The sequence below is a fragment of the Serratia sp. CY76391 genome (assembly GCF_052166695.1).
GTDB classification, from domain to species: Bacteria; Pseudomonadota; Gammaproteobacteria; order Enterobacterales; family Enterobacteriaceae; genus Serratia; species Serratia nematodiphila.
Window position 1 is genome coordinate 135,066 of the sequence record NZ_JBJNOJ010000012.1, and the last position, 12,417, is coordinate 147,482.

12 protein-coding genes are annotated in these 12,417 nt (G+C 61.5%); 1 reads left to right on the forward strand and 11 read right to left on the reverse strand.

The features are described 5' to 3' along the window. Positions 1 to 150: 150 nt before the first annotated feature. The 3 genes from fadJ to ACJ8PN_RS20325 all read right to left on the reverse strand — a co-directional run bounded on the left by fadJ (position 151) and on the right by ACJ8PN_RS20325 (position 4,120). Positions 151 to 2,316 (reverse strand): fatty acid oxidation complex subunit alpha FadJ, encoded by a 2,166-nt coding sequence (gene fadJ, locus ACJ8PN_RS20315; protein ID WP_171454469.1) that lies wholly within the window; start codon positions 2,314 to 2,316, stop codon positions 151 to 153. Further along, positions 2,316 to 3,626, reverse strand: a complete 1,311-nt coding sequence (gene fadI / locus ACJ8PN_RS20320; RefSeq protein ID WP_171454470.1) for an acetyl-CoA C-acyltransferase FadI — start codon at positions 3,624 to 3,626, stop codon at positions 2,316 to 2,318. Before fadI ends, fadJ begins: the two co-directional genes overlap by 1 nt. Before the next feature lie 197 nt (positions 3,627 to 3,823). Beyond that, positions 3,824 to 4,120 carry a YfcZ/YiiS family protein gene (locus ACJ8PN_RS20325; RefSeq protein ID WP_004936240.1) on the reverse strand — a complete coding sequence of 99 codons (297 nt, stop codon included), beginning with the start codon at positions 4,118 to 4,120 and terminating at the stop codon, positions 3,824 to 3,826. Between the two features lie 405 nt (positions 4,121 to 4,525). Here ACJ8PN_RS20325 and fadL point away from each other — a divergent pair, with 405 nt between their 5' ends. Then, positions 4,526 to 5,848 carry a long-chain fatty acid transporter FadL gene (gene fadL, locus ACJ8PN_RS20330; protein ID WP_171454471.1) on the forward strand — a complete coding sequence of 441 codons (1,323 nt, stop codon included), beginning with the start codon at positions 4,526 to 4,528 and terminating at the stop codon, positions 5,846 to 5,848. Between the two features lie 117 nt (positions 5,849 to 5,965). Here fadL and mlaA read toward each other — a convergent pair whose 3' ends face one another. From mlaA to ACJ8PN_RS20370, 8 genes are read right to left on the reverse strand one after another with little or no spacing between them, the layout of a single operon-like run. Continuing rightward, positions 5,966 to 6,724 carry a phospholipid-binding lipoprotein MlaA gene (mlaA, locus tag ACJ8PN_RS20335; protein ID WP_004936247.1) on the reverse strand — a complete coding sequence of 253 codons (759 nt, stop codon included), beginning with the start codon at positions 6,722 to 6,724 and terminating at the stop codon, positions 5,966 to 5,968. Positions 6,725 to 6,752: 28 nt separating this feature from the next. Beyond that, positions 6,753 to 7,967: a c-type cytochrome biogenesis protein CcmI gene (gene ccmI / locus ACJ8PN_RS20340; RefSeq protein WP_085058798.1), complete on the reverse strand. Its 1,215-nt coding sequence runs from the start codon at positions 7,965 to 7,967 to the stop codon at positions 6,753 to 6,755. Beyond that, a complete protein-coding gene (locus ACJ8PN_RS20345) occupies positions 7,967 to 8,434 on the reverse strand; it encodes a cytochrome c-type biogenesis protein (RefSeq protein ID WP_442535180.1) in 468 nt (155 codons plus the stop codon). Before ACJ8PN_RS20345 ends, ccmI begins: the two co-directional genes overlap by 1 nt. Further along, positions 8,431 to 8,982, reverse strand: a complete 552-nt coding sequence (locus ACJ8PN_RS20350) for a DsbE family thiol:disulfide interchange protein (RefSeq protein ID WP_015378623.1) — start codon at positions 8,980 to 8,982, stop codon at positions 8,431 to 8,433. The genes ACJ8PN_RS20345 and ACJ8PN_RS20350 overlap by 4 nt, the downstream gene beginning before the upstream one ends. Beyond that, complete coding sequence (locus ACJ8PN_RS20355; protein WP_033632468.1) at positions 8,979 to 10,949, reverse strand: heme lyase CcmF/NrfE family subunit; 1,971 nt, start codon at positions 10,947 to 10,949, stop codon at positions 8,979 to 8,981. Before ACJ8PN_RS20355 ends, ACJ8PN_RS20350 begins: the two co-directional genes overlap by 4 nt. After that, the gene (gene ccmE, locus ACJ8PN_RS20360; RefSeq protein ID WP_004936264.1) at positions 10,946 to 11,440 is read right to left on the reverse strand and encodes a cytochrome c maturation protein CcmE; all 495 of its coding nucleotides are present in this window, start codon (positions 11,438 to 11,440) and stop codon (positions 10,946 to 10,948) included. Before ccmE ends, ACJ8PN_RS20355 begins: the two co-directional genes overlap by 4 nt. Next, complete coding sequence (ccmD, locus tag ACJ8PN_RS20365; RefSeq protein ID WP_004936267.1) at positions 11,437 to 11,673, reverse strand: heme exporter protein CcmD; 237 nt, start codon at positions 11,671 to 11,673, stop codon at positions 11,437 to 11,439. Before ccmD ends, ccmE begins: the two co-directional genes overlap by 4 nt. Continuing rightward, complete coding sequence (locus ACJ8PN_RS20370; RefSeq protein WP_004936270.1) at positions 11,670 to 12,407, reverse strand: heme ABC transporter permease; 738 nt, start codon at positions 12,405 to 12,407, stop codon at positions 11,670 to 11,672. Before ACJ8PN_RS20370 ends, ccmD begins: the two co-directional genes overlap by 4 nt. Between the last annotated feature and the right edge of the window lie 10 nt (positions 12,408 to 12,417).

Consider the following 12,417-nt stretch of genomic DNA (forward strand, 5'->3'; position numbering starts at 1 on the left):
CCGCCATGAAATTTATTGATGGCGGTCAAGCTAACTTACCGCTGCCTCAGCCTCGCTGTACAGCCTCACCGGCTGACGCTGTTGCAAGGAGTGATGGCGATCACAACGCGGCCCTGTTGCAACTATAGTGCAAATCGAGCCGCCCTGCGTTCAGCTCCCCAGCGGGTAAAAGCGCTCGCCCTGCTGCGCCATGCGCTGCAAGCGCTCGCACGGCGCGAAGTGCTCGCCGTGCTGCTGGCGCAGGTAGTCCAGCGTTTTCACCACTTTCTCGGCGCCGAGCTCGTCCATATAGCGGAACGGGCCGCCGAGGAACGGCGGGAAACCGATGCCGAACACCGCACCGATATCGCCGTCGCGCGCGCTGCGGATCACGCCTTCATCCAGGCAGCGCGCCGCTTCGTTCAGCATCATCATCACGCAGCGCTGGGCAATGGTCGCCGGCAGCATGTGCGCCTTCGGCGTGACGCCGAGCAACGTATACAATGAGGTGTCCGCGCGCTTACGCCGCTGCCGCTGCTGCCCTTCGCTCGGGTAGAGATAGAAGCCGCGGCCGTTCTTGCGCCCTTTACGCCCGTCCTTCAGCACCGCATCGAACGCGGCCGGCGCGGCGAAACGCGGCCCCAGCGCCTCGACCAGCACGGGAATGATTTTGGTGCCGACGTCGATGCCCACTTCATCCAGCAGGGTAATCGGGCCGACCGGGAAACCGAAGTCCACCAGCGCCTTGTCCAGCGACTCAATCGGCTCGCCTTCCAGCAGGCAGCGCGCCGCTTCGTTGATGTACGGCGCCAGGATGCGGTTGACATAAAAACCGGCGCTGTCGCCCACCACGATGGCGGTCTTGCCCTGCTTGTGCGCCAGCGCCACGGTGGTGGCGATGGTCTCTTCGCTGGTGCCGGCGTGCGGGATCACTTCCACCAGCGGCATTTTGTCCACCGGGCTGAAGTAGTGCAGACCGATCACCTGCTGCGGCCGCTGGGCTTTTTCAGCGATGTGACCGATAGGCAACGAGGAAGTATTGGAGGCAAACACGGTATGCGGCGCGCAGTTCGCTTCGACCTCGGCCACCATCTGCTGTTTCAGCGCCAGATCCTCAAACACCGCCTCGACCACGATATCCACCTGCTCAAAGCCGGTGTAATCGGTAGAGCCGGAGATCAGCATCATCTGCTTTTGCCGTTCCGCCGGGCGCATGCGCTTGCTGCGCACCCGCTTGCCGAGCACGTCCCAACTGTATTTCAGCGCGTGATTGATGCCGGTTTCATTGATGTCTTTGATGCGCACCGGCAAACCGCCGCGCGTGGCGGTGACGCAGGCGATGCCGCCACCCATCAGGCCGCCGCCGAGAATGCCGACGCGATGCAAGGCGCGCGGCTGAGCATTGCCGCCCCGCTCTTTTTTCAGCGCGGTGGAAGCGAAGAACAGGCTGCGCAACGCCGCCGACTGCGGCGTCATCGCCAACTCGCCAAAGGCGCGCGCTTCGGCCTCATAGCCGCTGGCGCTGCCGTGATCCAGCCCGGTTCGCACCACCTGAATAATGCGCTCCGCCGCCGGGTAGTTGCCGTGGGTTTTCGCCAACGTTTTCTTGCGCACGATGCTGAACAGCAGATTTCTGCCCAGCGGGCCATTGAGCAGGCGATCCTGCCACGGCAGCTCGCGCTGATGTTTCCAGCCCTGTTTCACCCGCTCGATGGCAGTCTGCAACAGGATCGATTGCGGCACGGCGTCGTCCACCAGCCCCATGCGCAGCGCCTGGCGGGCGCGAATGTGCTTGCCGGTCAGGATCATGTCCAGCGCCTTGGCAGCGCCTATCAGGCGCGGCAGGCGCTGAGTGCCGCCAGAGCCCGGCAGCAGGCCCAGCTGCACTTCCGGCAGACCGAGCGCGGTTTTATCATCCAGCGAACAGACGCGGCCGTGGCAGGCCAGCGCCAATTCCAGTCCGCCGCCCAGGCAGGCGCCGTGGATGGCCGCGACCACCGGCACCGGGAAAGCGGCGATCTGCGCCAGCGTGCTCTGCCCTTTCTTGGCCAGCGTTTCCGCCTCTTTGGCGCTGGTGCAGGCGGCGATCATGGTGATGTCGGCACCGGCGATAAACGAGTCCGGCTTGCCGGAAACGATCACCAGCCCTTCCAGTGCAGTGTGCTGCTGCGCCCGGATCAGCACGTCGTTGACCTGTTCGACGAACTCGGCCTTGAGCGTATTGACCTTGTCGCCCGGCACGTCGATGGTGATCACCCCGATGTTGTCGGGGCGGATCGTCAGTTGAAAGGCCGACGGTTTGGCGCGCTGTTCATGCAATGCGTTTTCGAAACTCATTATTCCACCTCCACGATCATCGCGGCCCCTAACCCGCCGGCGGCGCACGCGGTGGTCAGGCCCAGCCCGCCGCCGCGGCGTTTCAGCTCACGCAGCGTCTGGGTGATCATGCGCGCGCCGGTGGCGGCGAACGGGTGGCCATAGGCTATGGAGCCGCCCAGGACGTTGAATTTGTCCATGTCCACTTCGCCGATTGCCTGGCTGCGGCCAAGCTTCTCGCGGGCGAACGCTTCGCTGGCGAACATCTTCAGGTTAGCCAGCGTTTGCGCGGCGAAAGCTTCATGCATATCGATGAGCGTCAGATCGGCCAGACCGATGCCGGCGCGATCCAGCGCCAGCGGCGTGGCGTAGGAAGGCCCCAGCAGCATGTCTTCCCACACGTCGATGGCGGCGAAAGCGAAACTGCGCAGATAGCCGAGCGGCTGCAGGCCCAGCGCTTTGGCACGCGATTCGCTCATCATCAGTACCGCCGCCGCGCCGTCGGTCAACGGCGTGCTGTTGGCCGCAGTGACGCTGCCGTGTTTGCGATCGAACGCCGGTTTCAGCTTGGCGTAGGACGCCAGGCTGGAGTCTTTACGGATGTTGTTGTCTTCGGAAAGCTGCGCGCGGTATGGCGGCACGTAGGCGGTCATCACCTCATCGCGCAGCCACCCCTCCCGCCAGGCCTTGGCCGCCAGCTCGTGGGAACGGTGCGCCAGCGCATCCTGCGCTTCACGGGTGATGCCGTGGCTTTTCGCCATCTGTTCGGCGGTATCGCCCATGCGCAGGCCGGTGGAATACTCCGCCACCGCCGGCGGCACCGGCATCAGATCGCGGAATTTCAGCCGGCTGAACAGTTTGAGACGCTGCGACAACGTGCGCGCCTTGTTGACATCCACCAACGTGCGCGCCAGCGCCTTGCTGACGCCGATCGGCAAGACGGAAGAAGAGTCCGCCCCGCCGGCGATGCCGACGCTGATGCTGCCGGCCATGATGCTCTCCGCCACGTTGGCGATCGCCTGGAAGCTGGTGGCGCAGGCGCGCGACACGCTGTAGGCGTCGGTATGGACGCTCATGCCGGTGCCAAGCACGATTTCACGCGCGATGTTCGGCGCCTCGGGCATTTGTACCACCTGGCCGAACACCAGCTGCTCGATAAGCTGCGGATCGATACCGCTGCGCGCCAACAGCTCGCTCACCGCCGTTTTCCCTAAATCCACCGCCGGAATGCCGTGATAGGCGGTCGCCTGTTTGGCAAAGGGGGTACGCAGTCCATTCACAATCGCAATGCGGTCACCATGACGGGTCACCAACGGCAGTGCCTTACTCATAAATGCTCCTGAAGAAAATAACGTCAGCGCAATGGGCAGAAAGAGGTCTGACCTGATGAGGTCATTGTTAACCAAACGGTTACATTTGGCAAACCGGCAGAGATCAAAACTGCGAGCACGCGCACTTTCTATCGGGAGGGGGTACGGGAAAGGAAATCCCCGGCGCACAACAGGCGGCGACGGGGGTAAAGCCGGGATTAACGCAGGCCGAGCTGGAAGATCAGAGTTTCCGCCTGGCAGGCGAAGGTGAAATCGGCCTCCAATTGCACGCCGCCGTCAACCGGTTTAATGCTACTGCTGATGTCACAAGGGTCGGATTCGACCGCGCGCGCCTTTTCGCTCAGGGCCGCCAACATCGCCTCCGCATCGTGTTGATTACTGAACACCTGGCTGTAGGATGCGGTGCAATCGGTGTTATCCATCACGGTGCCGACATCCACGCAGCAACACGCGGCGGTTTCCTGGGCGCTGCATTTATTAATTGCATCTGACATGATTGGTTCTCCTCAAGGGCCTCGGTTATCAGCCCAAATTGCCGTTTCACTCACCGGCACAAAGCCACAAAATTCTGCAGGTATTTTACGCTTCCGCGCCGGCAATCACTAGCACTTACTTTTACTGGGTGTTTTAAGTGATGGAAATCACAAATAAAAATGAGCGACAGCTAAGGAATGGTAAGAATTTTGTTATTTACCGCTGGCTTTTTGTTAAGCAGATCTCTTTTTTGATATCAGGTTGGAAATATTTCAAAAACAAACTTGCAACATTTTCACAGGTCAGACCTATACTTCAGCCACTGGTCTGATTTGTCTGAACGATAACGGACCCTACAATCCCGCGCTCCTTGTTACTTCGTGTAACAATAGTTTAAATAATAAACACATAATGAGGTTTTGGTCATGAGCCAGAAAAACCTATTGACTAAATCAGCTCTCGCAGCTGCAGTGGCAATTATTTCTTCAAACGTGTCTGCCGCAGGATTCCAGCTGAATGAGTTCTCATCAGCTGGTTTAGGACGTTCGTATTCTGGCGAAGGCGCCATGGCGGATACGGCGGCTTCAGCAAGCCGCAACCCGGCGTTGCTGATGATGTATACCCGCCCGGAACTTTCTTTCGGCGCAGTCTTCATCGATCCGGATGTCGATATCAGTGGCCGGTCCCCTTCCGGCGCCAGTCTGGATGCGAAAAACATCGCGCCGACCGCCTGGGTGCCGAACCTGCATTATGTTCACCCGATTAACGATCAATTCGCCGTAGGCGGCTCGGTCACCAGCAACTTCGGTTTGGCGACCGAATACAACGACGGTTACGCGGCGGGCTCCATGGGCGGCAAAACCGACCTGGAAACCTTGAACCTTAACCTGAGCGGCGCTTATCGCCTGAACAAGAACTTCAGCTTCGGTCTGGGCTTTGACGCCGTTTATGCCAAGGCCAAACTCGAGCGCTATGCCGGCGATCTGCCAAAACTGATCGCCGGATCGGGCCAGTTACCGCCACAGTTGGCCGGCCCGGTTTCGCAGATCCCGGCAGATACCCAGATTTCGCACCTGAAAGGCGACGAATGGGGCTTCGGCTGGAACGCCGGTATTCTGTACGAAGTGGATGAAAACAACCGTTACGGCTTCACATATCGCTCAGAAGTGAAAATCGACTTTGACGGCGATTACAAAAGCAGCCTGCCTTCAGCCTTCAACCCGTTGCTGGCCTCTAAAGGTCTGCCGTGGGGCACCAACGGCACCACCATTCCGGGTTCTCTGAGCCTGCACCTGCCGGAAATGTGGGAGCTGTCCGGCTACAACAAAGTGGCGCCGCAGTGGGCTATCCACTACAGCCTGGCCTACACCAGCTGGAGCCAGTTCCAGGAGCTGAAAGCCACCGGCAACAACGGCCAGACCTTGTTCCAGAAGCATGAAGGCTTCAAAGACGCTTACCGCATCGCGCTGGGCACCACCTACTTCTACGACGACAACTGGACCTTCCGTACCGGTATCGCCTTCGATGACAGCCCAGTGCCCGCCCAAAACCGTTCGATCTCCATTCCGGATCAGGACCGTTTCTGGCTGAGTGCCGGTACCACCTATGCGTTCAACAAAGACGCCTCGGTCGACGTCGGCGTGTCCTACATGCACGGCCAGAAAGTCACCATCAATGAAGGTCCTTACACCTTCACCTCCGAAGGCAAGGCCTGGCTGTACGGCGCCAACTTCAACTACCGCTTCTAATCTCGCCTGAGATGGATGCCAAAGCGCCCCGCGGGGCGCTTTTTCTTTGCCTGTCGCTCGCCGCGGGCGTAAAAAAACCCGCCAGACGGCGGGTTTTCATGGGCATAAGGCCGGTGGTTACTGCGAGTCGATCTCGTCCAGATCGCCCTGAATCGCCTTGGCGTTCGGGTTCTCTTCCGGCTTGAGCGAACCGCCGTTGGCAATGAAGTCGTGGCGCTGGAAGTAAGCTTCGCGCACCATGACATAAGGATCGGAGGAGTTGCGCAGCAGGCCGTCGGAATCCAGCAGTTGAGCGCGAGTTTCGATCCCCTCGACCACCCATTTGCCCGCCGACATCCAGAAAGTCAGGTAGCTCAGCATCGGATACAGCGTATCCGCAAAGTCGCCGCCGTCTTCACGCAGGGTAAAGCTGCCGTAGCCCGGCAGCATCACGTACGGACCGTAGCCCACATCGTAATGGCCCAACGTGCTGCCGAAACGGTTCGGCTCTTCGCGCGCCAGTTTCGGGTTGGCCATGCCGGCCACGTCGATCAGGCCGCCCATCCCGAGCAGGGTGTTCAGGAAGAAACGGTTGAAGTGGATCATCCCGCGGTAGGGATCGCCCTTGAGGAAGGCGTTGACCATGCTGGCCGGCTCTTCCAGGTTAGAGGTGAAGTTGCTGATGCCGTTACGCGCCGGCATCGGCACGTAGTCACGCCAGGCCACCGCGACCGGACGCAGGATATAAGGATCCAGGACGTTGTAGTTGAAGTCGAACATCGTCCGGTTAAATCCTTCCAGCGGATCGGAACGCCCTTGCGGATCGTTGTCTGGCGCGCTGGCACAGCCCACCAGTAATACCGTTGCGAATGCCACCCCAGTCAGGCGAAAGTTCATATTTTTCTCCATAAAAACACGTTCGGTCTTATTTTTCAGGGACCTGCTTGTTTATCTGAACGCTAACCTGCTCTTTACCGCTGAATGTCTGCAGCGAGCTTTCGCCGAACCAGTCCCCCGGCTGCGGCGTGGCCAATCCGTCCTGTGAGAGGCGCACACGCACCTGCACCTGATGCTGCGCCGAGAGCAGACGCTCGGGCATCATGGCGTTGCTGTCATCCAGTGAGAAAGACAGCGGAAAACGGCTCAGCGGCAATTGTTTTACCGCGACCGGCACCGGGCTGACGCCGTCGGTGACCGAGATGACCAGCGTCCCCTGCGGCGGCATGGCTTTCGCCGCCTGCGGTGACAGCGCAACGGTCACATTCAGTTTAACATTTTCTCCGCCTGCCTGGGCTTTTGCTTGTGCAATACTGCGCTTTATCACTTCCGCGCGCGGATCGTTGGCCGGCAGCAGCTGCAGCATCACCTGCCAGGCACCGATCGCCTGCTTGAAATCGCCCTGTTCGAAGGCATTGAACGCCAGCAGGCTCAGCACCCGCGGATCGCCGTGGTTTTCCGCGATCATGCGCCGCAACAGCTGCGCCGCCTGCTTGTTATCCTCCGGATCGTTGGAGCGCGTCAAGACCTCGGCATAGCCGAGCCGCACTTCCAGACTATTCGGATCCAATTGATAAGCATGAGCAAACGCCTGCGTAGCGGTGGTGGCATTATTCAGCGCCATGCCTACGCGCCCCAGCATCATCCAGTCATTGATGTTGCGATCGTCCTGTTGCAGCGCGGTGCGCAGCCCCAGCCCGAGGCGAGCAATCTCTTCCATGCTCAGCGGTTTGGCGCGCTCATTGGCAACGCGCTCGCGCAATTCCGGCATTTGCGCCTGCACCAGACGCCAGTCCAGCACCTGCGCCAGCCCGCCGGTTTTCAGATAAAAGCCAACGGTCACCGCCAGCAGTAACAGCACGCCCGGCACCAGCGCCCAGCGGTTGATCGGCTTCGCCTGCGCCATCTGCTCGGCCGGGATGTCGTTCAACAGGTTCTGCTGCAGCTCTTTGACCAGCTCCGGGCGCTCGGCTACCACGCCCTGCTGCTCATCCTGCTCCAACTCGCTGAGGCGATCCTGATAAAACGCCTTGTTCAGCGCATCGCGCGTGGCGGCGCTCTGCTTGCCGTGGCGCATCGCCGGCACCACCAGCGTTGCTGCGGCGCCGGCCAGCAACACGCAAATAATCAGCCAAAAAGCCATTAGGGTTTATTCCTGTCAGTCTCTTGCAACAGCGCCGCCAGGCGCTGCCGTTCCCGTTCGGAGAATGCATCGTCCACCGCCGCGTCGGGCTTGCGACGGGTGCGCAGGATCACCACTGCCCCGCCGATCAATACGAACAGCAGCGGGCCGATCCACAAGATCAGCGTCGCCGGCGTTACCGGCGGCTCGTAGGTGACGAAGTTGCCATAACGCGCCACCATGTAATCGATGATCTGCTGCTTGCTTTGCCCCTGCATCATCAGCTCGTACACCTTGGTGCGCATGTCGGCGGCGATAATGGCGTTGGAATCGGCAATGCTGTTGTTTTGGCATTTCGGGCAGCGCAGCTGTTCGGTCAACTCGCGATACTGCTGCTCCTGCTCGACGGAGTTGAAGCGATAGGTATCGATCGCCGCGGCGGCGCTCCAGCTCAGCAGCGCGGCGCACAGCAGAACAATCAGCCTCATGCCTCACCCCCGTACTTTTTATACAGCGGCAGCACTTCCTGCTGCCAGACGCGCTCATTCATGTCGCCGGCGTGGCGATAGCGAATAATTCCCTGGCCGTCGATAAGGAAGGTCTCAGGCGCGCCGTACACCCCGAGATCCAACCCCAGCATGCCGTCGCCGTCGTACAGACTGAGGGCGTAGGGATTGCCGAGAGAGTTGAGCCAGGTCACCGCCTTGGCGCGATCGTCTTTGTAATTCAGGCCGACCACCCGCACGCCGCGCGCCGCCAGCGTATTGAGATACTGATGCTCCGCGCGGCAGGTCGGGCACCAGGTGGCCCAGACGTTGAGCAATATCGGCTTGCCGTCGCGCAGCACCGCCTGATCGTAGGTTTTGCCGGGCTGATCCAACGATTCCAGCCTGAAGGTCGGCACCGGTTTGCCGATCAGCGCCGACTCCAGCATGGTCGGATCTTCGCCGCCGGCGTTGCGCGTCAGTTGCACCATCAGGGCCGCCACCAGCAGCAGGAAGAGCACCAACGGGATAAACAGCAGCTTACGCTTCATGATTGCGCCTCCAGCTTGCCTTCGCGCTTGAGCTTTTTGCTCATGCGATAACGCGGATCGAGAATGCACAGCAGGCCGCCAATCGCCATAAAGACGCCGCCGAACCAGATCCAGCGCACGAAGGGTTTGTAATACAGACGCACCGCCCAGGAACCGTCTTCCAGCTCCTCGCCCAGCGCCGCGTACAGATCGCGGCTGAACCCGCCGTCGATCGCCGCCTCGGTCATCATGCTGCGCGCCACGCTGTAGTAGCGTTTCTCCGCGTGCAGCGTCGCCTCCGGCTTGCCGTTGCGCGTGACGTCGATGATGCCGACGCCGCCGCTGTAGTTCGGGCCGCGAATGTCGTGCACGTCGCGGAACACGAAGTGATAGTTGTGGATATCCACGCTGTCGCCGGCCTTCATCCGCACGTCGCGCTCCACGCTGTAATTCTGGCTGAAGGCGATGCCGATTACCGTCACCGCCACGCCGAGGTGGCCGAGCACCATGCCCCAGTGGCTGCGAGACAGCTGCCGCAGACCGCGCCAGAAACCGTGGCGGTGGGTGGCGCGCTCATGCAACTCCATCAGCGTCAGGATGATCACCCACAGCGCCATGATCAGGCCCACCACCGTCATGCCGGCGATGCTGTCCTGCAGCAGCCACGGCAGCAGAATCGACAGCACCAGCGTCACCAGCAGCGCCACGCCGAGGCGGCGCCACAGCTTGCCCGGCTCATCGCGGCGCCAGCGCACCAGCGGCCCGATGCCCAACAGCAGCGCCAGCGGCGCCATCAGCCAGGTGAACATGGTGTTGAAGAACGGCTCGCCGATCGAGATGCTGCCCAGCCCCAGCTGTTTGTGCACCAGCGGCAGCAGCGTGCCCAACAGCACCACCAGCATGGCGGCGATCAGCAGCACGTTGTTGCCCAGCAGGAAGGTCTCGCGCGAGAAAGTCTCGTGCTGCACCCGGCTGCGCACCTGGCCGCCCTTGACCGCGTACAGCAGCAGCGAACCACCGATCACGATCACCAGATAGGCGAGAATAAACATGCCGCGCGCCGGGTCGGAGGCGAAGGAGTGCACCGAGACCAGCACGCCGGAGCGCACCAGGAAGGTGCCCAGCAGGCACAGCGAGAAAGCGGTGATCGCCAGCAACACCGTCCAGGCTTTGAACGTGCCGCGTTTCTCGGTCACCGCCAGCGAATGCATCAGCGCGGTGCCGGCCAGCCACGGCATAAAGGAAGCGTTCTCCACCGGATCCCAGAACCACCATCCGCCCCAGCCCAGCTCATAGTAGGCCCAGGCCGATCCGAGCACGATGCCCAGCGTGAGGAACACCCAGGCGGCGGTGGTCCACGGGCGCGACCAGCGCGCCCAGGCGGTGTCGAGCCGGCCGGCCATCAGCGAGGCGATGGCGAACGCGAAGGCGACCGAGAAGCCGACATAGCCCATGTACAGCAGCGGCGGGTGGAAAATAAGGCCGATATCCTGCAGCAGCGGGTTGAGATCGCTGCCGTCGATCGGGAAGTTCGGCAGCGTGCGGGTGAACGGGTTGGAGGTCATGATGATGAACAGCAGGAAACCGGCGGTGATCATCCCCATCACCGACAGCACCCGCGCCACCGCATCCTGCGGCATCGCCCGGCTGCACAGCGCCACCGCCAGCGACCAGCAGCTCAGCAGCAGCACCCACAGCAGCAGCGAACCTTCATGCGCCCCCCAGGTGGCGGCGATGCGGTAATACACCGGCAGTTGGGTATTGGAGTTGGTGGCCACGTAGGCGACGGTAAAGTCATTGACCACGAAGGCATGCACCAGGCACAGGAACGCCAGCGCGATCGCCGCGAACATGCCATAGGTCAGCGGCCGGGCCACCGCCATCATGCGGCTGTCCTGCCGCGCCGCGCCCCACTGCGGGTAAATACTCAGCAGCAGCGCGATCGCCAGCGCCAGGCACAGCAGAAAACTGCCCAGTTCCGGCATCATGACTTGGCGCCCTCCGCCTGCGGCGCGTTATACGCTTCCGCCGGCCCTTTGTGATTCTCTTTCATCGCGTCGGCCACTTCCGGCGGCGTGTATTTCTCGTCGTGTTTGGCCAGCACTTCGCGCGCATTGACCACGTTGCCCTCGCCCAGCACCCCTTGCGCCACCACGCCCTGCCCTTCACGGAACAGATCCGGCAGAATGCCGGTGTAGGTTACGCCGATCGCGCCACGCGCGTCGTAAATCTTGAAGCTGACCTGCAGCGTATTGGGATCGCGTTTCACCGAGCCGGGCATCACCATGCCGCCGATGCGCAGCCGTTGGCCGACCTCGGGCTTCTCGTGGTTTTCGCCCTTGCCCTGCAGGATTTCCCCCGGGGTATAGAACAGATCGATGTTGGAGCGCAGCGCGTACAGCATCAGGGTTGCGGTCAGCGCGATGCCGATCAGCACAACGATCGCCAGATAAAGGCGGCTTTTACGACGTGGATTCACAATGATTTCTCCCGCGGTGCGGCGGATTTTTGTTTTGACTGTTGCGCATGGCGAATGCGCCGTTCGCGCGCCTGACGGCGGCCGATCTCGGCGAGCAACTGCCGCCGCTGCCAGACGGTGTGCGCCACCAGCCCCAACAGCGAAATCAGCGTGGCGGCGACCGCCAGCCAGACATAAAAGGCATAACCGCCCATGGCGAAAAACGCCGACCAGGAATCGAACGCGGCATTCATGACTGACGCTCCTTATTCACCAGCCCGGCGACCCACGGGCGCTGGCGCTCCTGGAACAGGATCAGATTGCGCAGGCGCATCAGCGTCAGCGTGACAAACAACAGCAGATAGCCGAGGATCGCCCAGCGCAGCGGGGTGCGCATGCTTGGCGCGATGGATTGCTGCATATTGGTCGAACCCTGATGCAACGTATTCCACCATTCGACGGAGAAATGGATGATCGGGATATTCACCACGCCGACCAGCACCAGAATGCCGGCGGCGCGGCCCGCCAGGCGGCGGTCTTCGAAGGCGTTATACAGCGCGATGACGCCCATATAGAGGAACAGCAGCACCAGCTCGGAGGTCAGCCGCGCGTCCCATACCCACCAGGTGCCCCACATCGGCTTGCCCCAGGCGGAGCCGGTCACCAGCGCGATAAAGGTGAACACCGCGCCGATCGGCGCCATCGCCGCCACCACGGTATCGGACATTTTCATCTGCCACACCAGGCCGATAAACGCCGCCACCGCCATCGAGGCGTAGATGCCCATCGACCACATGGCCGCCGGCACGTGAATATAAATGATGCGGAAGCTGTCGCCCTGCTGATAATCCTTCGGCGCGAAGCCAAAGCCCCATGCCCAGCCAAGCAGCAGGCAGGCCGCCGCCGCCAGCCCCAGCCAGGGGATAAAGCGGCCGCAGACGTGATACAGCCGTTCAGGCCGCGCCAGTTGATGTAACCATTTCCACATTGTCGTCAGT